Source organism: Epilithonimonas sp. UC225_85, from assembly GCF_042695135.1.
Taxonomy (GTDB): Bacteria; Bacteroidota; Bacteroidia; order Flavobacteriales; family Weeksellaceae; genus Epilithonimonas.
The window spans coordinates 2,298,184-2,318,601 of the sequence record NZ_CP170547.1 but is presented as its reverse complement, the minus strand read 5'-3'; the positions used below and the strand labels follow the sequence as shown (position 1 = coordinate 2,318,601).

Sequence of the window (20,418 nt, the reverse complement as noted above, 5' to 3'; positions counted from 1 at the left end):
CGAGAGGGAAATGTTCAACAGATTGCTTCACCTTGTTCGCAATGACAGAAAAAAGCGGGAACGGAAGGCGGATTAAGCTGCCCAAATAAATAATTCTTAAATATTTTGAAAACAAAAAATCCCGAAAAGCAATTTTCGGGATTTTGATTTATATGATTTGGAATGTTACTCGCAAAGAATAATTCCTTTATCATTGTTGAATTCTAAAACACCACTTTTGATCTCGTAAGAGTAAGCGCTTTTAGTTTCTGTTTCTTTGGTAAGATATTTTTCGAAAGAACCATTGACTTTATCAGTATAGATCTTCACTTTGCCACCAACCAAAGCAGAAACGATCGCCGCGTGATTTTTAAAGATTTGGAATTGCCCGCTTTTTCCTGGAAGAAGAACAGATTCTACCTCGCCATCGAAGATCACAAATTCCGGAGTTAAAATTTTTATATTCATTTTTATGAAATTATAGATTGTAGATTTTAAATTATAAATTATTGCAATTCAATCTAAAATCTAAAATTTAACATTTAACATTTCTTAAGCGTTTTCAGCTAACAATTTTTGTCCTGCTGCGATAGCTTCTTCGATAGTTCCTTTCAAGTTGAAAGCAGATTCAGGATATTGATCCAATTCTCCATCGATGATCATATTAAATCCTTTGATGGTGTCCTTGATGTCTACCAATGATCCTTTAAGACCTGTAAACTGCTCAGCAACGTGGAAAGGCTGAGACAAGAATCTCTGAACTTTTCTAGCTCTGTAAACTACCAATTTATCTTCTTCGGAAAGTTCTTCCATACCAAGGATCGCAATAATATCCTGCAATGCTTTGTATCTTTGAAGAATTTCTTTTACTCTTTGTGCACAGTCATAATGTTCGTCTCCAATAATTTCCGGAGCCAGGATTCTTGAAGTAGAAGCCAATGGATCTACCGCCGGGTAAATACCTAATGAAGCAATTTTTCTGTCCAATACTGTCGTTGCATCCAAGTGGGCAAACGTTGTAGCCGGAGCTGGATCCGTTAAATCATCCGCAGGTACGTAAACCGCCTGTACTGAAGTAATGGAACCATTTTTTGTAGAAGTAATTCTCTCCTGCATTGCACCCATCTCAGATGCCAATGTCGGCTGATAACCTACCGCTGAAGGCATACGGCCAAGAAGTGCAGACACCTCAGAACCAGCCTGTGTAAAACGGAAGATGTTATCTACGAAGAACAATACATCTCTACCTTGTCCGCTTTCGCCACCATCTCTGTAATATTCTGCCAACGTCAAACCAGAAAGTGCTACTCTGGCTCTTGCTCCTGGCGGCTCATTCATCTGTCCGAAAACGAAAGCTGCTTTTGAATCTTTCATTTCTTCAAGATCAACTTTGGAAAGATCCCAGCCTCCATTTTCCATAGAGTGCATAAACTCGTCTCCGTATTTGATAATGCCTGACTCAAGCATCTCTCTCAAAAGGTCATTTCCTTCTCTTGTTCTTTCTCCTACTCCTGCGAATACGGAAAGTCCACCGTGACCTTTTGCGATATTGTTAATTAATTCCTGGATCAATACTGTTTTTCCAACACCTGCTCCACCAAACAATCCGATTTTACCACCTTTTGCATAAGGCTCGATAAGATCGATTACTTTGATACCAGTGAAAAGAACTTCTGCTGAAGTTGTCAGCTGGTCAAATTTTGGTGCTTCTCTGTGGATTGGCAAACCTCCTTCTCTTGACAAATTCGGAAGACCATCGATAGCATCACCTACAACATTGAATAGACGTCCGTTTACGCCTTCTCCAACCGGCATTGTGATCTGCTGACCAGTTCCTAGAACTTCCTGTCCTCTTTGTAGACCATCTGTAGCATCCATTGCGATACATCTTACAACGTCTTCGCCAATGTGCTGCTCAACCTCTAAAACAACTTTTTCTCCGTTTGTTTTAATGATTTCCAGAGCGTCATATATGTTTGGTAATTGTTCAACTTCATTAAAGACCACATCGATAACTGGTCCAATAATTTGTGAAATTTTTCCTTTAATTTGGTTTGCCATTACTAAATTTTTACTTGTGCGCAAAGATAATAAAACTTTGTAGAACTGCATTGTCAGAAAAAAAGATTTTTATCATATTTGCATGACAATTTCAGACACCAATTTTAGGTGTATTTTTAGCCGGGCAAAATTGATTACTTTTTGCCAAAAAATTTCAGCAATTGAAAATCATCAGCGATTTTAAAGATTATCACTCCAAAATACCTTTAGCATTATCATTAGGAATGTTTGACGGCGTTCATCTCGGGCATTTATCAATCATAAATACCTTAAATGAAATTGCCAAAAAGGAAGATTTGGAATCTGCAATACTCAGTTTTTGGCCGCATCCAAGAAAATTCCTTAATCCGGATGATGATGTGAAAATGCTTAATACACTGGAAGAAAAGCTGGAATTGCTGGAAAAAAGCGGAATCCAGAATTTATTTCTCAAAACTTTTGATGAAGAGTTTAGAAATTTGACTGGTTTTGAATTTTGTGAACAGGTTTTGGTTGACAAGCTGAATGTAAAACATATCACTATAGGGCACGATCATACTTTTGGAAAGAATAAAAGTGGAAATTTTGAATTGCTGAGATCTTTATCAGCTGAATTAGGCTTTAAGGTAAATCAATTGGAAGCAGTTCAAAAAAATGATTTGAACATCAGTTCTACAAAAATCAGAATTGCTTTGTCAGAAGGAAGAATCAGTGATGCAAACGAAATGCTTGGTTATCATTATCCATTAACCGGAAAAGTGATTCACGGAAAAAAATTGGGTAGGACGATTGGTTATCCGACAGCAAATATTGATGTTCCGATAAATAAACTGCTTCCTAAAAGTGGTGCTTACATCGTAGAAGTCTGGATAGAAAACACGTTCTACAAAGGAATGCTGAGCATCGGGACCAATCCGACAGTTGATAATGAAAATCAGACTTTACATACAGAAGTTTATATTCTGGATTTCGATCAGGATATTTATGATAAAGAAATCACTGTGAAATTCAGAGATTATCTTCACGACGAGATCAAGTTTGAAGGTTTGGAAAAACTGATCGAGAAATTGGATGAAGATAAAAGACTGACTGAGGAATTTCTTTTTTAACATAAAAAAATCCTCATTTAAATGAGGATCCAAATTCTATTTATAACCAATAATTTGATTTTCAGCGTCTAATACTTTTTCAACAAACTGCTTGAATTCAGTGTAAGATGATGCAGGAATATCTTCTAAACTTACATCTGATATTTTGGTAATCTTAAGCTGATTTGGTTTCAAAGTTTCAAAAGATAATTTGTAATGGTGATTTTTATAGTTGAACTCTGAATTTTCCGGAACCTCTACGAATTTCATTTTTTCGGGAATATTCAAAATTACTTCTTCACTGTATTTTTCCTGGTTTTCATAAGTAATGTATTTAATATCCGTTTTTCTGTTTTCCGATGCAATCAATTCTTTTGTATAAGATTTGGTCGTAAGCGGAATCTCCGTGATTTTCAAACTACCAACATTTTTTGGTTTTTCATTTACAAAAGAATTTAATTCAAATTCCAGTGGTTGTGAGGTCAGATCTTTATTTTTAAGAAACTTTACCGAATTCACTACGAAAATTTTATTAAGGTTTCTGGACAGATCCTCTTCCATCGAACTTTTTTTATCTTCTTCCGACGTCTCATTAAAAAACATATTGAAGTAAGATTTTCCTTCACCATAAATTTTATTAGTTGTCTTAAATTCTTTTTTATAATCAGAAATAGAAACTTCCGTATAAGCTTCCGTCTTGCTTTTAAAATTATTGTCTAATGTAATATCAAAAAGCTCGTTAGGTACTTTACTATTCGGAATTATATTCAGGCCTTTTGCTCCGTACAGACTTTTTACAAATGATTTGTAAGGTAAATATTTATCAGTCAGCTCAAGGAAATTTTCTTTTCCATCTATTCTTACTTTTACAATACAATGATTAAAATCCAGCACCGGCAATGCCAAATCATTCTTTGGATTGTTATTGGTGGAAACCAGAACGAGGTTACAATCGAGTCCTGCTTTTTGTCCCAAAACAACAAATAAAGTTGAAACATCCTTACAGTCTCCGAGTTTCGAAGTAATAGTTTTAGATGGTTTTTGTGGGATATATCCACTTTGGCGGAAATCTACAGAACTGTATTTTATGTTATTTTCTATAAAATTATAGATTTTTTCGGCCTTCTGTTCTTCCGTCAAGTTAGTTGCACCCTGAGGGAAAATTTCATTAAATGTTTTCTGAGTTGTTGCATCAAAAACCATTACTTTTTTCACAAGGTCAGAATACCATTTTGCAATTTCATCCCAGTTTTTGATTGATGCTATAGTAACAGACTGGGTAATATCTCCGTAAGGTTTGGCGAAATTTTCAGTTGAATAAATTGGTAGAAGATCCTTTGCTATCCAAGTGTTTATAACACTCTCTCCTACTGTTTTTGAGGTAACTTTAAGAGTATTATTATTGTTATAAATCTCAAATTTTTTATCTTTTGGAGTAATAACAATGAATTTTGATTCCACTACAGGATAATAATTATTAAAATATGAGGCCAGATTAAAATCTCTGGAGAATCTACCCGAATTTCTGACGATCTCATCTGACTGGATGACAAGAACATCGCCAATTTGCAGATTAGAAAATACAGTTGTGTTGCCAGACCTCTCGCCTGGAACAATGCTTCCATTTGGTTTCAGTATTTCGCTTTTCAGTACATTATCCTGGTAACCGAAATTATATTCCTTCATTTCTTCAATACCTTTCTCAGAAAGAATTTCGTAGAGGTAAGTCATTTTTTTCTTGTAACCACCATCGGGAAAAACGTTTACAATATATTCATCTAAAAGAATTGCAACGCCTGTTTCATTTTTGACTTTATTTTTGCGTTCATTTCCCAATTTGTACAGATCTTTATAGGCAACGCTTGTAATAGGATCTTCTTTTTTAGTAAGATCTTCCAAAAGCGTTATGGCTTTGGAATTGTTAAAATTAAATTCTAAAGATTTTTTAAGATCAGAAATCGCCAGATCAGTCTTTTTCAGATTGCTGTTTGCAATTGCTCGGGAATTGTAAAGCTGTGCAGAATAAGGATAATTAGCAATTGCGTCATCAATTATTGCAATAGCTTCGGTATATTTTTGTTCGTTTAATAATTGCTGATAATAATAGGATTTAATATAATTGGAATCAGGATATAGAGAAATTAATTTTTTTATAACGACTTCAGCCTCCTCATTTTTTTTATTCTTAATCAGATTATTATACAAAGCTATTGCAATAGTCAGATCATAATTATTATTGAGATACTCTTTTAGTTTCTTCTCGGTAGATTTTTCACTATTATTGAAAGTATCGTAAACAGGCGCAAATAATGAAAAATACAGATCATTGTTGTAACTAACCCTGTTCACATCTTCCAGATTAATAAACATCTGCGTAATATCCGATCTTCTGGCAGCTAATAGAAAGTCATAAAGGTTTGTAAAAATTTCTGCTTTTGTTTTTGAAGTTAATTCACGGTATTTTTCAAGCTCAGAAATTTCTACACTTTTTATCCAGTTGTCATCCGTGATTTTAATGATATTGACGATATAATAACCGGGATCATTTATTTCTAAATTTTTAATAATCTCTGCATTTTTTTCAGCCTGTTTTGTCTGTTCATTATAGTCTATCTCAATATATTTTATAAGACTCGAATTCGGATATGTGGCCAAAAGAGAATCCAATAGAATTTTAGCATCCTCATCTTTTTTTACAGCCAGCAGTCCTTTTAGTAACAATATTTTGTTGAGTATATTTTTAGGATCATTTTTTATTTTATCTCTAAAAAAAGTTTCGTAATGGTAAGGAATCACTTCTGAAGGAGTATCCTGAGAGATATTTTTAGAATAGTCCTGATAAGTATCAGAATATCTGAGATCTTCTAATGGCTTTAGTTTCTCATCGAAGAATTGCGCCGAGAAACTTTTATAGGAATCTGTATTTAAACCTATTTTCAAAAGTATTCTGTTAATTCCTGCTTTTAATTTTAACTTTACTAATGAAGCATTACCTAGTTTTCCGTCCGCTTCTGAAACTGATAATACTTCAGAATTATTGAGAAAAACTTTATAATCACCAAGAGCCGATGTTTCCAGAATGACGGTTCTTTCCGTTGGGTTATCTATAAAACTCTGAGCATAAATGATTCCCTGTCCATATTCCCTTTCATTATAGAAAAAATGATAACCTAAATTTTGATATGATTTCTGATTATACCAGGTTACTTTACCATTTTTATTTGTATCAAATAATTTGTCATTTTTAGGATAAGTTTCCGGCTCGTATTCAATGTCAATTCCGCTTCCGTTCAGGTTTTCAAAAACGCCGCAAAACTGCCATTTATCAATATTTTTAAGCTTGGAAGCGGATTTTTTATAATCTTCCGTATTTCCGAAATACAGATCTAGCGTAGCCTTGGCAGAAATTACGTAAGGTTCATTACCATAATCTTTATGATTGGCTAATGTGTTTATTTTTTTTAATGAGTAAGAATCTCTTCCGGTTTCTTCACCTTTTCCAAGAAACATTGGGGTTGTCATTAATGGATACAAATATGCTTTGTCCGGAGATAAATTCACAAAATTATCTACAAAACTGTTATCAAATGACGATTGTCCCTCTTCCAACGATAAAAAACCATCCAAAAGTAAAACATCAATATTGGTTTTCTTTTGATTTTCAAGCGTTTTACTGAATAATTTGCGAGCTTCGCTTCTGTTATTTTTTAAAAGAAGATCCCAGACTTTGGATTCGCTGGATTGAGAAAATAAAAAATTAGCAGAGAGAAGAAAGAATAGAATTTTAGTTTTCATGGAAGGTTTTGGTTATCAGTAATTTATTAAAATCTGACGAAAATAATAAAAAATTACCAAATAACAGCCCGTCTTGACAAAACAAAATAAAGATTATTTCAGAATTTCGTCCTTTAATTTTTTAGTCAAAGATTTAAAAACCAAATCGTAAGAATGATCGATCAGTTTGAAGATCAGATCTTGTTTTAGTCCTTCACAAATTACCGAATTCCAATGTGTTTTATTGAGATGAAAAGCACCATTGATTTGATGGTATTTTTCTCGTAATTCCTCGCTCCATTCGGGATCGGCTTTGGCAGAAAAAGTTGCAGGATGTGTTTCGATTGGAAGGAAGACAAATATTTTCCCGCCAACCTTGAAGACTAATGTTTCCTGATCGAAAGGAAAGGCTTCGGTAACTGCTTTTTTACTTAAACAATATTCGCGGATCTCTTCAACTTCCATAATTTAAATCTTTAAATTTCCAATCACACCTTCCTGTGTAACTTTATCAATAAAACCAGCTTCAAGACCAGATCTAGGATCAGTATTTTTATGTTCTATTATATTTTCACTCAAAGATAGTTTTTTTCGAAGTTTAGACATATTTAAAATTGTATCAAAATATACCCAAGTCGAAACGTTTTCTGACCAACTTTTACCAATATAATTTATAGTTATATTTCTTTTCACCAAATACTTTATTAAATTTTTAAGCTCTTCTGATTTAAAAAGATCTAAATCCATTTAATTAAAACTTAAAAGTATTCTTCGGTAATTCTTTGTTGATTTCTATTTTGTTGATAGTCATTACATAATCGCTGTCTTTTTTTGGCGAAGCAGATTCGATCCTGTAAGACATTAACAAATTTCCTACTTTTCTGTAATCAGAATAAGTCAGGATCTCGTCTTTTTTTATCTCACGAAAAAGCATATAACTTTTAGTATCAAAATAGTAAATCGTTTTGTTGACATTCTTGGTTAATTCAACCTTAAAATAATACAGCTCTCCTATTTTTTCTTTACCCAAAAATTTAGCCTCAAAACCTTTATTTTCCCAATCAATAAAGTCATTATCAAAGTTTTCCGGAATATAATCGTTGTATTGCTGAAGCTTATTCTGAGCATAATTCATTGCATAACCATTCTTACCATCATAACCTTCTACAGGCGTTTCTTTCCCCGCCACGACCATTGCGGTTTTGCTGAGATTCGGGCGCTGCTGATAGATTTTTATCGGGTATTCATCATTGACTCCCAAGGTTACACGTCCTTGAATCTGAACAGTATTCAAAAGTTTCCAGTTCGTAAGACCGCCAGAATTTTCGATGTTCTTATCGATGATCTCTTTGGCTGTTTGAGCATTGAGAAAAATAGAAAATATGATGGTAAATAATATGATAATTTTTTTCATTCAAAAATTTTAGGATTTCAAAGATAGGATTTTTCTAATGTTATAAACTTTCTGAAGAGATTAAAAATTACTAAAAAAGAGATTAATCATTTAGATCAATCGTTTTGCCTTTTCCAGATCTTCGGGCGTGTCGATTCCAACGCCAATGAAATCGGTTTCTATTAACTTGATTTTCATTCCGTTTTCCAAATATCGGATACATTCTATTTTCTCAGAAATCTCCAAAGGTGTCATTTCCAAAGAAGAAAATTTGATCAAAGCCTCTTTTCTGAAAGCATAAACGCCAATATGCTTGTAATACTTAACATTATAAGCTAATTCACGGTGAAAAGGAATTACGGAACGGCTGAAATACAAAGCGAAATCATTGTTATCTGTAATAACTTTGACATTATTCGGGTTCTGAATTTCTTCAGATTCTTTCAGCTGGATTTTAAGTGACGCCAAAGAAATTTCTTTCTTATCATCTTCTAGAAAGACATTAATCAATTGATTCAATGGTTCTTTTTTAAGGAAAGGTTCGTCACCTTGTACATTGATGACAATATCGCAATCAATTTTTTTTACTGCTTCTGCTATTCTGTCGCTTCCTGTTTCGTGCTCGCCCGTTATTACAGCTTTTCCACCGTTTTTTGAGATTTCATCAAGTATAATTTCGGAATCTGTCGCCACAAAAACTTCATCAAACAAACCCGTTTCCACAACATTTTGATAAGTAGTTGTGATAACGGTTTTATTGCCCAAAATTTCCATCAGCTTGCCTGGAAATCTGGTTGAATTGTAGCGGGCAGGAATGACTGCGATAACTTTCATATTTATATTAATTGAATAAAAAATGCAGCAATCATTATGTTCAATTGCTACATTATTATATTATCAAAATTTAGCTTAATGCGTTTAAAGCTTTCTCTAATTTTGGCAGACAATCTTTAATATCATCAAGTGAACATCCACCGACAGACGCTCTGAACCAAGGAACTAACTTATCATTACCAAACGCAGAGAACGGAACTAAGGCCATTCCAGCATTGTTAATCAGATAAAAAACAAGGTCTGTAGAATTTTCTAAAACTTTTCCGTCTGGAGTTGTTTTCCCAAGGTAATCCAATTTAATTGTAAGATAAAGAGCACCCATTGGCGAGATACTTTCTACGGCAAGACCTTTTGCTTTCAAATCCTGAATTCCGACGTGAAGTTCTTTTAAACTATTATTAAGTTTTCCTTTATAATCCTCCAGGAAATTATCAACTGAAGAATCATTAGCCAAAAACTCAGCAACCGCTTCTTGCTCCGGTTTTGGTGCCCAAGCTCCAACGTGAGTCAATAGCGCTTTCATTTTATCGATCACCAAACTTGGCCCAAATCCCCAACCAACTCTGACACCAGTTGCTGCAAAACATTTGGAAGTTCCGTCAACATAGATTGTGTAATCTTTCATTTCCGGGAATAGGCTTACCGGATTATAATGTTCTGAACCAAAAGTCAGCATTGCGTAGATCTGGTCATACATCAGATAAAGTGGTTTTTCATCTGCGCCTCTCCTTTTATTTTCTTCCAACACCAATTCACAAATATCAGACAATTGCTCTTTTGAGAACATTGTTCCAGTTGGATTAAGTGGAGAACATAGACAAAGCAAAACCGCACCTTCTAGATGTGGTCTCAGGTCATCGGCTGTGGGTAAAAAGTTATTAGATTCCTGAGTCTGGACTTCAATTGTGTTCGCGCTTGTAAGGTAAGAATAGTGGTTGTTATTCCAGGAAGGAATTGGGTAGATCACTTTGTCGCCTTCGTCAACGATTGTTTTAAAAACGGCATAGATCAAAGGTCTGGAACCAGCTGTTATCAAAACATCGTTTGCAGAATAATCAAGGTTCCAGCGTTTTTTTAGATCGTTACTCACTGAAGTTCTGAGAGACAACAAACCGTTTGCTGGCGGATAATTGGTAAGGTTATTCGTATAGGCTTTCTGGATTCCGTCTTTTAATTCCTGAGGAATCGGATAGATATTGGCATTAAGGTCGCCGATGGTAAGATTTGAGATTTGTGCACCTTTCGATTTCAGATCATTCACTTCATTTCCGATTTTGATGATCTCTGAACCAACTAGGTTAGATGCGAGTTTTGATACTTTCACTTTATTGATTTTAAATTATTATTCAGACTAAGGGGTCTGATTTTATTCTTTAATTAGGTTTACAAAGGTTTTAATTGCAGCAGAGTAATTCAGCTTAAACCAAAAAAGTTCTCAGAATTAAATGACTTTAATAATTGAGAACTTTATGTTAAAAATATTTGAAGTTATATTTTTACTTAATAAAAATTTTCAATTACAGATTCAGATCCTTCTTTACATTCTGAATTTTTTCTTCCAGTTTAGGTAGTCTTTCAACAAACTCTTGCTCAGAAGAAATTGAATCTTTTACAGAAACATAGAATTTGATCTTTGGCTCTGTTCCGGAAGGGCGCACGCAAACCTTGGTTCCATCCTGGGTGTAATAGATTAATACGTTAGATTTTGGAATATCGTCCATTACTTTTTTCTCATTCTTAGAAACTACAAAACAAGTTTGTTCTTTGAAATCCTTTACTTCTTCCACTGGTGATCCAGCGATTTCTTTTGGGGGATTTTCACGGAAATTTTTCATCATTTCCTGAATCTCTTCGGCACCGGTTCTACCCTTTCTCACGACATTGATCAAGCCTTCATAATACAATCCGACTTCTTTGTAGATGTCGATCATATATTGATAAACTGTCGTTCCATTGGCTTTACACCAGGCTGCAATCTCACAAGCAGTTAAAATAGAACCGCAAGAATCCTTGTCTCTCACGAAATCTCCTGTCATAAATCCGAAACTCTCTTCACCACCGCAAATGAATTTTTCCTGACCTTCAAAATCACGGATCATTTTTCCGATCCACTTGAAACCGGTCAATCCGACTTTGCAGTCAACACCGAATTTCTCCGCAACATCAAAGAAAATATCAGACGTCACGATTGTAGAACCAATAAATTCTTTTCCGGTAATTTTGCCGGCTTTTTTCCATTGATCAAGAATATAATAAGTCAGGATGGTATTACATTGGTTTCCGTTCAGGAGTTGAATTTCGCCTTCAAGATTTCTTACGGCAATTCCCAATCTGTCGCCGTCCGGATCCGTTCCGATAACGATGTCAGCGTTGGTAATTCTTGCCAAATCTGTTGCCATTTCCAAAGCAGCTGGCTCTTCAGGATTTGGAGATTTTACGGTTGGAAAATTCCCGCTCGGAATCATTTGTTCTGTAACAAGATCAACTTTGGTAAATCCAGCTTTTTTCAACGCTTTCGGAACGGTTGTGTAAGTGGTTCCGTGGATAGATGTGAAAACGATGTTAAGATTATCTCTTCCAACATTTTGATATAGTGAGTTTTCCATACAAGCATCCACGTAAACATCGTCTTGTTCTTCGCCAATCCATTCGATCAAATCATCATTTCCATTGAATTTGATATCTTCAAATTTGGTTGAATAAACTTCTCTGATGATATTTTCATCATCTGGTGGAACAATTTGCGCTCCATCATTCCAATAAACCTTGTAACCGTTATATTCCGGTGGATTGTGGGATGCTGTCAAAACGATTCCGGCATTGCATTTTTTATCACGAACAGTGAATGACAATTCTGGTGTTGGGCGGTGATCTTTGAACAACAGAACCTTGATTCCGTTAGCTGTCAAAACATCAGCCACCACTTTCCCGAATTCTCTAGAATTATTTCTGACATCATAAGCGATTGCCACTTTAATCTCCTCTCCGGAAAATTGCTGATGAAGATAATTTGCCAATCCTTGAGTAGCCTGGCCTAATGTATATTTATTAAGACGATTGGTTCCAACGCCCATCACGCCACGCATTCCACCAGTCCCGAATTCTAATTCTCTGTAAAAAGAATCTTCCAGATCCGGAGAATTGGAATCGATTAAAGTTTGAACAGCATTTCTGGTTTCTTCGTCAAATGTTTCGGAAAGCCAAAGTTTTGCTTTATCTAAAGTTGATATTGTATCTGACATTATTTGTAGTTTATTTTTTAATTAATTTTATTTCTATTTGACAATTTTATGTGAAAATAATTGATATAACTCCTATTAAAAGTATTAACAATATAAAAGTTATACATCCGAAGCTATTTCTCTTTTCTAATTTCTTAAAATTTTTAATAAATCTAATTGAAGTTTCATAATCTAAAAAGAAGCCTCTCCAATATAAATCAGTTTGTGACAGGCAATAAATACTATTTTTCGAATCTTTATATTTTATAAAACTAATATCTCTAAATGTTTCTTTATCTACATAAATCAACTTTTTAGAATAAATTAAATCGTCCAACTTTTTTTCAAATTCTCTAAATTGATTTTCAGAATCAAATTTTTTTGTTTTTAAAACTTCAATCTCATTCATCTATTACATTCTATTCTAAAGAAAAAAGCTTTATAATTTAATTAATTTTTCTCTTTTCGATGGTTGCTTTTTCGGTGAGATTCACTTTTTTGGATGGATCACCGTAATATACCAATTTTGCGGTATTTTTAATTTTTCCTTTGATCTCTTCATCCACATTCAGTTCTGCATAATTGCCGTTCTCGGAATCAATTTCCAGATCTTTGATATACCAATAAGGTGAAATAATACTCGCCGTATCTCTGATGCTAAGCTTTGCTAAAGTCGTTTTTCCCAATAGATTAGCGCGGCTTTTGTTCAGCATTTCGATATTCGACTTTTCTGAAATCACTGAACCGATAAATTTAGCATTATCTTTCAAATGGAGGGAAAAATTTTCTACTTTCATCTGACTGGAGATATTAAGTTCCACAGAATCAGCTATTTTAATATCTTCGAAAGGATTTTTACCGTAAATCGTGATGTTATAGAAATCAACTTTATCTGTTGCACTTTTCTCTGTAATGGATAAGTTTTTGTCTTTAACTTCAATATTCAGATTTTCGAAGACATTGGGATAGGTTTCCACATTCACGAAATTGTGTGGACTTTGGATATAAAATACACGGAATTTTCCTTTCAAATCAAGTTTTGAAAACTCAGCCAACTCGACATCTTTCGATTGGATTTCACCTTTCGGAGTTACTTTTCCACAGGAAACGGCAGTGAGAATCAGAATTAAATAAAATAGATTTTTCATAAGATTATCGATTTACCAAATTAGAAAAATTATCTCATTTAAATTAATTCTTCAATATGATAATTCTTATGTTCACGGTTTGTTCGGATGATTAGTTCGCCTAAGAATCCAGCTACGAAAAGCAAACTTCCCATAATCATCATTGTCAAAGCAATGAAAAACCAGGGATTATTCGCAATCAGATTGCCATAAATTTTGAAGATATAAACATCAATCAGTTTTGAAAGTCCTAACCAGATTGCCGACAAAAATCCGATAATAAACATCAAAGTTCCAGCTGCACCAAAGAAATGCATCGGTCTTCCACCAAATCTGCTCACAAACCAAAGCGTTACCAAATCTAAGAAACCACGAACAAATCTTTCTGTCCCAAACTTCGAAGTTCCGTAAGGTCTTGCCTGATGCTGAACCGGTTTTTCAGTAATATTCCTGAAGCCCGCATTAGCTGCTAAGACCGGAATATAACGGTGCATATCGCCGTAAACATCGATGGATTTTACGACCTGTTTTTTGTAAGCTTTCAGTCCGCAGTTGAAATCGTGGAGCGAAACGCCGGACACTTTTCTAGCTGCAGAATTAAATAATTTTGATGGAATATTTTTGGTCATCACGTTATCAAAACGCTTCTTCTTCCAACCGGAAACGATGTCATAATTCCCTATTTTTACCATTTCGTAAAGTTCAGGAATCTCTTCCGGAAAGTCTTGTAAATCAGCGTCCATCGTAATGATAACATCACCATTCACTTTTTCAAAAGCAGCGTGAAGTGCCTGTGATTTTCCATAATTTTTCGAGAATTTAATCCCGTGAATCTGTGGATGCTGAATTTTCAGATTCTCGATGATGGACCAGGAAAGGTCGGTGCTTCCGTCATCGATGAACCAGACTTCGTATGACAGCTTGTTGGTCTGACAAACGGTATCGATCCTTGTGAACAGCTCTTCCAGAGAGTCTTGTTCGTTGAGTAATGGGATGATTATGGAGAGATTCATTGATGAATGTTAGAAGTTAAAGATAGAAATTTATTTGAAAAGTTGAATCTGCAGCCCGGCTTGAGTGGAAATCCTTTTTTGCATTGGCAAGAGCGTTGGCAAAAAAGATTGGGAACGGAAGACGGATAAAGCTGCCATAAATATTAATGTAATAATGTTACTCGTAGCGTTTTTTGTTCTTCAAAAACCCTGCGATGATAATAGACAAAAGTAAATAAAATAGTAAAAAGCCACCAAAAACAGCGGACATAAATTTGAAAGAAAAATAATTTCTGTTTTCCTTTTGCGCCATTTCTCTTGCCTGCTTTGCGCCGTTATAATTGTCTTCCAGTTCTTTTACCTTATTGCGGTCTTTTTGATTGAGAGCTTCACCTTTTAATTTAGCATAAGATTCATCAAGATTGTCAAGTTCTGTCTGAATATATTGATGATTGAGGAGATCTCTGGCGTCTGTATCTACATAATTGAGGAAAGCAAAAATTGAAAATACGGACAATAATCCTCCTGTAAAAAGCGTCAAAAAAGTTTGCTTAAAAGCCTGTGGATAAGTAATTAATCTGCCGACTCTTAACCAATAAGTTGAAGCAAAACCAGCCAAAACATATAAGAACGTCATCCCAAAAGCGTTGACCTGCATCGTGGTATTCCAATAATTAGCATTTGCGAAAAAATAATAGACGATGAAGAATACCAACATCGTAACAGCGTATAAAATAAAACCTATTTTTACAGGGTTTTTTGTCATAATTTTTATTTTTTAGATAAGAGAGTAAAGATTTAAAACTGACTATCAACAATCTAGAGTCTACTTGGTTTCTTTTCCCTCTTTTCTTTTTTCTTTTTTCTGAATTTTACTATATTTGCACCGGCAAGTCCTAAACAACCAGCTCCTGAGAACCCTCCAGGGTGGGAACGCAGCAAAGGTAATTGGTCGTAGCGGTGTGATTTAGGTAGCTTGCCATTTTTTATTTTTATAAGTTAAGAGATCAAGACGGTTTTAATTTTAAACTACTTGATCTCTTAATTTTTTTGTTTAGAAATCAAATTCCTGCCCTACTTCCGGTAATGTAAATTCGATATTCTTGTCAGAGAAAAACTTTTTCGCTTCTTCGTGATTGATCTCAATTGGAGGAAAAGTATCGAAATGACAACCGATCACTTTTGGTGTTTTCAATAATTCTGATGCTGCAAAAGCCGCTTTTCTAGGACACATCGTGTAATGTTTTCCAACTGGCAGAATCGACAAATCTAATTTCCCAAAAACCTGTGGAAACAAACTCATTTCAGCCGTCACACCCGTGTCTCCAGCTAAGTAAAGGTTTCTCCCGTCAGAAAATCTGAAAATGTATCCAGAAGCCGATCCGCCGTAAGAACCATCCGGAAAAGAGCTCGTATGCAATGCTGGAACCATTGAAATCTTCAAATCTTCAATCTTGGCAGAACCGCCGAAATTGATATCAATATTATTGGTATGTTTGAAATATCCACAAATTTCTGGCTGACCAATAACCGTTGCATCAGGGTGATTTTCTAGAACTTCTTTCACGTCTGCAATGTGATCGCCGTGTGCGTGCGTGATCAACACATAATCGATTTTTTGAGCGGTGATATCAAAACCAGATTTCTCTTTCTGATAGTTGTAGAAAGGGTCTGCAAGAATTGTTTTTCCGTTGTATGTGAACAAAAAACAGTTTTGTCCTAAGAATTTTATTTTCATTTATCTAGATTTATTAATTAAAATAATTAAGTCCAAAGGCTGTTAAAACTGCCATTAGGAAAGTCAATATTCCGACTTGTTTCAGATATTGGTCTAATTCTTTTGGTTCTTTAACGGCCATAATACTTCTCCTCAATTTAATGAATGGAAAAATAAGGACCATTACAATGAATGGATAGTATTTTCCTTTTGCCTGAAACCCGTTATACATCAAGAAACAAAGGATCAAGAGAATCGGTAATTGCAATAATACGATTTCGTAGATCATTGCTTTTTTAAATCCAAGTTTCAATGCAAAAGTTTTCTTACCGGATAATTCATCATTTACGATGTCTCTCATATTGTTCAGGTTAAGAACAGCCATACTCAGCATTCCGATTGATGTTGCAGGAAATAAAACATCCCAGCTGAATGATTTGGTGAACAGAAAATAACTGCCGCAAACCGAAACCAATCCGAAAAAGATGAATACGAAAATATCACCTAAACCTAAATATCCATAAGGTTTTTTGCCGACTGTATATCCAATTGCAGCTAAGATAGACGCAATTCCTAATCCGATAAAAATCCAGAATTCTTTTGTATAAGCCGGATAAAAAGTAACATACAACAAACCCACAGTTGCAGCAAATGATAAAATAGCTAATAAAATCATAGCATTTCGCATTTGGATCGCTGTAATTTTTCCGGAAGCAACCGCTCTTTGTTCTGCTTCCCCTATCCTGTTTTTGTCGGCTCCTTTGATGCCATCGCCGTAATCATTGGCAAAGTTGGATAATATCTGATAAAGTAAAGTAACCAGAAGGGCCAATGCAAAAATTTTCCAGTCCCAAGTTCCTCCAATTTCTGAAAGTCTCCATTTTGCGATGAAAGCTCCCATTATAATTCCGCTCAATGAGAGCGGTAAAGTTCTAAGCCTTGCAGCTTGTATCCAATGTTTCATTTATTTTTTTGTAAAAAGTAAAATGTATGATGTACAATGTAATTTTTTTAAATAAGATTAATCTTTTAATTTGTACTTGTGACATTTTACAGTATTAAGATATCCACTGATCGTCTCCAAAGTTAGGTTTACGCTTTTCTAAGAATGCGTTTCTTCCCTCTTTTGCTTCTTCTGTCATATAAGCCAAACGTGTTGCTTCTCCTGCAAAAATCTGCTGGCCAACCATTCCGTCGTCTGTAAGATTCATAGCAAACTTCAGCATTCTGATGGATGTTGGAGATTTTGCAAGGATTTCCTGCGCCCATTCGTAAGCGGTATCTTCTAGTTCTGCGTGAGGAATTACGGCGTTTACCATTCCCATTTCTTCAGCTTCTTTTGCGGAGTAATTTCTTCCTAAAAAGAAAATCTCTCTTGCTTTTTTCTGGCCTACCATTTTTGCCAAATAAGCAGAACCATAACCACCATCAAAGCTTGTTACGTCTGCATCGGTTTGTTTGAAAATAGCGTGTTCTTGACTTGCTAAAGTCAAATCACAAACTACGTGAAGCGAATGTCCGCCGCCAACAGCCCAGCCGTTTACAACAGCGATCACTGCTTTTGGCATAAAACGAATCAAACGCTGAACTTCCAGAATATTAAGGCGGTGTCTTCCATCTTCTCCAACATAACCCTGATGTCCACGCGCTTTCTGATCGCCACCGCTGCAGAATGCGTGACCGCCGTCTTTTGGGCTTGGACCTTCGCCTGTCAATAATACAACGCCGATGGAAGAATCTTCGTAAGCGTCGTAAAAAGCATCATATAATTCTGAGGTTGTTTTGGGGCGAAATGCATTGCGGACTTCGGGTCTGTTGATCGCGATTCTTGCAACGCCGTTGGATTTTTTATAAGTAATATCCTGATATTCTTTGACGGTTTTCCAATCTGCCATTTTTCTGAAAAATTTTGTGTGTAAATATAAGCAGAATTGATGGGCTTTCAAAGGAATTTTGATGCTGTTTCGCAGTTACCGAAATGTCAACCTAATAACTTGTTTGTAATTATGAGAGAGCGTGAATCTTGCGTCAGCGCGTAAGGGATAATAGCGGTTATCCTTTTTTTGCCTCGGGAAAAGCGTTGGCGGAAAAAGATAGTAGCGAATAGCCCGGCCCGCTTGTTTTGCTTGACTAAAAGAGTCCTTCGAGAGTCTTAGGATGATAAGCAAAACAAAGGGATACGCCCAAATAAAAAAGCCTCAGAAAAATCTGAAGCTTACAAATTATATGTTGAAATAATTATTCTACAACTTTGATAGCACTTGCCAAGAATCTGGTTTCGGTTTTCGGTTCCTTAATCGCATCAATTACTGACTGCGGTTTTTTAGCATCTTCTGCGTAATGCTGCAACTCTTTTACAGATGTTGTTTTGCTTTCTGCGCTGCCTTCCAACACGACAGTTTTACCTTCCAAAGCGGTTGGAACGAAGAATGCATAATCTTTCATCTTTACAAAAAATGTTTCTCCTGAATCTGTCGCGAGACTGATCCAGCAGCCTTTTTTAGGACAAACGCCGGTCACTTTTCCCTTCACAGAAGTTTTTGCAATTTTTGGATTTGATTTTAATTCTTTATTGAGTTCGTCCGGAGAAATGGCTTTTTTAACAGCTTTTGAGGAAACATCCTGACCGTAATATTCACCTACTTTGGCATCGCCCGCCGGTGGACCGGACTGTGCAAATGAAGAGACTGATAATCCGATCAATACGAATGCAAAAAGTATATTTTTCATAATTTAATATTTATTTTTTATGCTGTAAATTTAGAAAATTAAATTAATTGTAAAAAAATTAATTTTTGATGTAACGAAATGTATATTCTAATTGTCTCATTTATATAAATCCTATTATTATGAAAATAAAACTTTTATCTCTCGTTCTTTTGGCATCTGTCGGAAATTTTTCTTGTGTACAATCCAAAGGCGAAAACTCGAACGGTACAGATGTGATGTTCTCTCACCTGATTTCTGATTCAGGGAAAGGCGAAGTGATTGAAAAATCTTATGACATCAACTTTGATGAGTTGGAAATCTCCACTTCTCTGAACGCAGAAGTTTTCAAATCCGACAAAGAAAGAATCGTTGTGTATGCACCTTCTGATCTTATGAAATATGTGGTCGTAAAACAAAACGGTGGAAAAGTACAGGTGAAAATACAATCTGAAGGTTTGAAAAGTATTTCTACTGACCGAATCAAAGTTAAAGTTTATGCTAAAGATTTTGATCACCTGGCAGCGAATTCCAGCGGAAATATTTACCTGAAAGACAACTTCAGCTTTTCTGATCTTGATGTGAAAGTCTCCAGCTCCGGAACTATAAAAGGTAATATCAACGGCGGAAATATTAACATACAAGCTTCAAGTAGCGGAAATTATGAAGGTGAGGTTCTTGCGGACAGCCTGAATATGCAGAGTTCTTCCTCCGGCGGGATTGATATCAAAGGGAAATCTCAAAGTGTGAATATTCAGGCGTCTTCTTCGGGCGATGTAGATGCAGAAAATTTCACTGCAGAAAGTGCTGTTCTTGCAACCTCTTCTTCGGCAGATATTACGATTGGTGTTAGTAAAAGTGTAACTGCAAGTGCTTCTTCCAGTGGAGATATCCGCGTTATAAAAAGAGGAAGTCTGAATGAAGTGACCAAAAACGAAAGCAGTTCCGGATCTGTATCGATCCAGTAATCACAAATAATTTTTTTATCAGGATCGAGAATCAAAACAATTAAAAAAATGAAACTACTTAAAATTTATCTGACATTCGGTTTGATAATAGCAGCAACTGTTTGTAATGCTCAAAATAAGTTCAAGAATTTATTAAGTGACTTTCAGAAAATTTCCGGAAACTGGAAAGGTTCTTTGACCTATCTGGATTACTCATCAGGTAAGCCTTATACGATGCCATCGGACTTAGAAGTGAAAAGAATTGATGAAACAAACAAATTTTCATTTTCAAACATTTATCCAAATGAAAGAAATGCAAACTCTACAGATACCGTAAGTATCTCATCGGATGGGAAATACATTGATAAAGAACAGGTAAAATCAAGACGGAAACTTGCGAATGGCGATATTGAGATTATAACCGAAGAAACAGGAAAAGATGGTAATGATAACAAGCCTGCAACCATAAGACATACCTACACTTTTGGTAAAGACATTTTCAAAAAAAGAAAGGACGTGCAATTTGTTGGAGATAATCAGTGGATAAACAGGCACGTATATTCATACTCGAGAAATCCAAGTAATTAAAATAACACTTTT

20 protein-coding genes and 1 other RNA gene are annotated in these 20,418 nt (G+C 35.2%); 4 read left to right on the top strand and 17 right to left on the bottom strand.

Features of this window, described 5'->3' with window-relative positions; translation table 11 throughout:
• Window positions 1-165: 165 nt before the first annotated feature.
• Together ACFJGY_RS10690 and atpD are read right to left on the bottom strand one after the other, a co-directional pair.
• Complete coding sequence (locus ACFJGY_RS10690; RefSeq protein WP_379963708.1) at window positions 166-447, bottom strand: FoF1 ATP synthase subunit delta/epsilon; 282 nt, start codon at window positions 445-447, stop codon at window positions 166-168.
• Window positions 448-531: 84 nt separating this feature from the next.
• Window positions 532-2,040: a F0F1 ATP synthase subunit beta gene (gene atpD / locus ACFJGY_RS10685; RefSeq protein ID WP_379963706.1), complete on the bottom strand. Its 1,509-nt coding sequence runs from the start codon at window positions 2,038-2,040 to the stop codon at window positions 532-534.
• A 161-nt stretch (window positions 2,041-2,201) separates the two neighbouring features.
• Between atpD and ACFJGY_RS10680 the strand changes: the two genes are divergently transcribed.
• Window positions 2,202-3,128, top strand: coding sequence for a bifunctional riboflavin kinase/FAD synthetase (locus ACFJGY_RS10680; protein WP_379963704.1), 927 nt, complete (start codon window positions 2,202-2,204; stop codon window positions 3,126-3,128).
• 36 nt (window positions 3,129-3,164) lie between these two features.
• On the opposite strand, the gene ACFJGY_RS10675 is transcribed toward ACFJGY_RS10680, so the two are convergent.
• From ACFJGY_RS10675 to ACFJGY_RS10625, 11 genes are all read right to left on the bottom strand, one after another.
• Window positions 3,165-6,902: a transglutaminase domain-containing protein gene (locus ACFJGY_RS10675; RefSeq protein ID WP_379963703.1), complete on the bottom strand. Its 3,738-nt coding sequence runs from the start codon at window positions 6,900-6,902 to the stop codon at window positions 3,165-3,167.
• Between the two features lie 93 nt (window positions 6,903-6,995).
• The gene (locus tag ACFJGY_RS10670; RefSeq protein WP_379963701.1) at window positions 6,996-7,346 is read right to left on the bottom strand and encodes an MmcQ/YjbR family DNA-binding protein; all 351 of its coding nucleotides are present in this window, start codon (window positions 7,344-7,346) and stop codon (window positions 6,996-6,998) included.
• A gap of 3 nt (window positions 7,347-7,349) precedes the next feature.
• Window positions 7,350-7,628, bottom strand: coding sequence for a hypothetical protein (locus ACFJGY_RS10665; RefSeq protein ID WP_379963699.1), 279 nt, complete (start codon window positions 7,626-7,628; stop codon window positions 7,350-7,352).
• A 4-nt stretch (window positions 7,629-7,632) separates the two neighbouring features.
• Window positions 7,633-8,295 carry a histidine kinase gene (locus tag ACFJGY_RS10660; protein WP_379963697.1) on the bottom strand — a complete coding sequence of 221 codons (663 nt, stop codon included), beginning with the start codon at window positions 8,293-8,295 and terminating at the stop codon, window positions 7,633-7,635.
• A 90-nt stretch (window positions 8,296-8,385) separates the two neighbouring features.
• On the bottom strand, window positions 8,386-9,108 hold the full coding sequence (kdsB, locus tag ACFJGY_RS10655; RefSeq protein WP_379963695.1) for a 3-deoxy-manno-octulosonate cytidylyltransferase: 723 nt from the start codon (window positions 9,106-9,108) through the stop codon (window positions 8,386-8,388).
• Between the two features lie 70 nt (window positions 9,109-9,178).
• Window positions 9,179-10,432, bottom strand: a complete 1,254-nt coding sequence (locus ACFJGY_RS10650) for a pyridoxal phosphate-dependent aminotransferase (protein WP_379963693.1) — start codon at window positions 10,430-10,432, stop codon at window positions 9,179-9,181.
• A gap of 193 nt (window positions 10,433-10,625) precedes the next feature.
• Entirely contained in the window at window positions 10,626-12,338 is a 1,713-nt protein-coding gene (locus ACFJGY_RS10645) for a phospho-sugar mutase (protein ID WP_379970169.1), read from the bottom strand.
• Between the two features lie 58 nt (window positions 12,339-12,396).
• A complete protein-coding gene (locus ACFJGY_RS10640) occupies window positions 12,397-12,738 on the bottom strand; it encodes a hypothetical protein (protein ID WP_379963691.1) in 342 nt (113 codons plus the stop codon).
• Window positions 12,739-12,775: 37 nt separating this feature from the next.
• A complete protein-coding gene (locus ACFJGY_RS10635; RefSeq protein WP_379963689.1) occupies window positions 12,776-13,477 on the bottom strand; it encodes a GIN domain-containing protein in 702 nt (233 codons plus the stop codon).
• Between the two features lie 38 nt (window positions 13,478-13,515).
• Window positions 13,516-14,469 (bottom strand): glycosyltransferase family 2 protein, encoded by a 954-nt coding sequence (locus ACFJGY_RS10630; protein WP_379963687.1) that lies wholly within the window; start codon window positions 14,467-14,469, stop codon window positions 13,516-13,518.
• 157 nt (window positions 14,470-14,626) lie between these two features.
• Complete coding sequence (locus tag ACFJGY_RS10625; protein ID WP_379963685.1) at window positions 14,627-15,214, bottom strand: DUF4199 domain-containing protein; 588 nt, start codon at window positions 15,212-15,214, stop codon at window positions 14,627-14,629.
• Between the two features lie 121 nt (window positions 15,215-15,335).
• On the opposite strand from ACFJGY_RS10625, the gene ffs reads away from it, so the two are divergent.
• An RNA gene (gene ffs, locus ACFJGY_RS10620) (signal recognition particle sRNA small type) lies at window positions 15,336-15,433 on the top strand.
• A gap of 69 nt (window positions 15,434-15,502) precedes the next feature.
• On the opposite strand, the gene ACFJGY_RS10615 is transcribed toward ffs, so the two are convergent.
• The 4 genes from ACFJGY_RS10615 to ACFJGY_RS10600 form a co-directional block, all read right to left on the bottom strand.
• The gene (locus tag ACFJGY_RS10615; protein WP_379963683.1) at window positions 15,503-16,186 is read right to left on the bottom strand and encodes a metal-dependent hydrolase; all 684 of its coding nucleotides are present in this window, start codon (window positions 16,184-16,186) and stop codon (window positions 15,503-15,505) included.
• A gap of 13 nt (window positions 16,187-16,199) precedes the next feature.
• A complete protein-coding gene (gene menA / locus ACFJGY_RS10610) occupies window positions 16,200-17,129 on the bottom strand; it encodes a 1,4-dihydroxy-2-naphthoate octaprenyltransferase (RefSeq protein ID WP_379963681.1) in 930 nt (309 codons plus the stop codon).
• A 94-nt stretch (window positions 17,130-17,223) separates the two neighbouring features.
• Window positions 17,224-18,060, bottom strand: a complete 837-nt coding sequence (locus tag ACFJGY_RS10605; RefSeq protein ID WP_379963679.1) for a 1,4-dihydroxy-2-naphthoyl-CoA synthase — start codon at window positions 18,058-18,060, stop codon at window positions 17,224-17,226.
• Between the two features lie 343 nt (window positions 18,061-18,403).
• Window positions 18,404-18,895: a DUF4920 domain-containing protein gene (locus ACFJGY_RS10600; RefSeq protein WP_379963677.1), complete on the bottom strand. Its 492-nt coding sequence runs from the start codon at window positions 18,893-18,895 to the stop codon at window positions 18,404-18,406.
• 119 nt (window positions 18,896-19,014) lie between these two features.
• On the opposite strand from ACFJGY_RS10600, the gene ACFJGY_RS10595 reads away from it, so the two are divergent.
• Window positions 19,015-19,839, top strand: a complete 825-nt coding sequence (locus ACFJGY_RS10595; protein ID WP_379963675.1) for a GIN domain-containing protein — start codon at window positions 19,015-19,017, stop codon at window positions 19,837-19,839.
• Between the two features lie 48 nt (window positions 19,840-19,887).
• Window positions 19,888-20,406: a hypothetical protein gene (locus tag ACFJGY_RS10590; RefSeq protein WP_379963673.1), complete on the top strand. Its 519-nt coding sequence runs from the start codon at window positions 19,888-19,890 to the stop codon at window positions 20,404-20,406.
• Window positions 20,407-20,418: the final 12 nt, after the last annotated feature.

What these genes read in the sequence shown, in the direction of transcription:
- ACFJGY_RS10690 (WP_379963708.1), bottom strand. Translation starts at nt 447, where the DNA reads ATGAATATAAAAATTTTAACTCCGGAATTTGTGATCTTCGATGGCGAG.
- ACFJGY_RS10595 (WP_379963675.1), top strand. Translation starts at nt 19,015, where the DNA reads ATGAAAATAAAACTTTTATCTCTCGTTCTTTTGGCATCTGTCGGAAAT.
- ACFJGY_RS10665 (WP_379963699.1), bottom strand. Translation starts at nt 7,628, where the DNA reads ATGGATTTAGATCTTTTTAAATCAGAAGAGCTTAAAAATTTAATAAAG.
- ACFJGY_RS10625 (WP_379963685.1), bottom strand. Translation starts at nt 15,214, where the DNA reads ATGACAAAAAACCCTGTAAAAATAGGTTTTATTTTATACGCTGTTACG.
- ACFJGY_RS10615 (WP_379963683.1), bottom strand. Translation starts at nt 16,186, where the DNA reads ATGAAAATAAAATTCTTAGGACAAAACTGTTTTTTGTTCACATACAAC.
- ACFJGY_RS10635 (WP_379963689.1), bottom strand. Translation starts at nt 13,477, where the DNA reads ATGAAAAATCTATTTTATTTAATTCTGATTCTCACTGCCGTTTCCTGT.
- atpD (WP_379963706.1), bottom strand. Translation starts at nt 2,040, where the DNA reads ATGGCAAACCAAATTAAAGGAAAAATTTCACAAATTATTGGACCAGTT.
- ACFJGY_RS10675 (WP_379963703.1), bottom strand. Translation starts at nt 6,902, where the DNA reads ATGAAAACTAAAATTCTATTCTTTCTTCTCTCTGCTAATTTTTTATTT.
- ACFJGY_RS10630 (WP_379963687.1), bottom strand. Translation starts at nt 14,469, where the DNA reads ATGAATCTCTCCATAATCATCCCATTACTCAACGAACAAGACTCTCTG.
- ACFJGY_RS10670 (WP_379963701.1), bottom strand. Translation starts at nt 7,346, where the DNA reads ATGGAAGTTGAAGAGATCCGCGAATATTGTTTAAGTAAAAAAGCAGTT.
- ACFJGY_RS10600 (WP_379963677.1), bottom strand. Translation starts at nt 18,895, where the DNA reads ATGAAAAATATACTTTTTGCATTCGTATTGATCGGATTATCAGTCTCT.
- ACFJGY_RS10640 (WP_379963691.1), bottom strand. Translation starts at nt 12,738, where the DNA reads ATGAATGAGATTGAAGTTTTAAAAACAAAAAAATTTGATTCTGAAAAT.
- ACFJGY_RS10590 (WP_379963673.1), top strand. Translation starts at nt 19,888, where the DNA reads ATGAAACTACTTAAAATTTATCTGACATTCGGTTTGATAATAGCAGCA.
- menA (WP_379963681.1), bottom strand. Translation starts at nt 17,129, where the DNA reads ATGAAACATTGGATACAAGCTGCAAGGCTTAGAACTTTACCGCTCTCA.
- ACFJGY_RS10660 (WP_379963697.1), bottom strand. Translation starts at nt 8,295, where the DNA reads ATGAAAAAAATTATCATATTATTTACCATCATATTTTCTATTTTTCTC.
- kdsB (WP_379963695.1), bottom strand. Translation starts at nt 9,108, where the DNA reads ATGAAAGTTATCGCAGTCATTCCTGCCCGCTACAATTCAACCAGATTT.
- ACFJGY_RS10605 (WP_379963679.1), bottom strand. Translation starts at nt 18,060, where the DNA reads ATGGCAGATTGGAAAACCGTCAAAGAATATCAGGATATTACTTATAAA.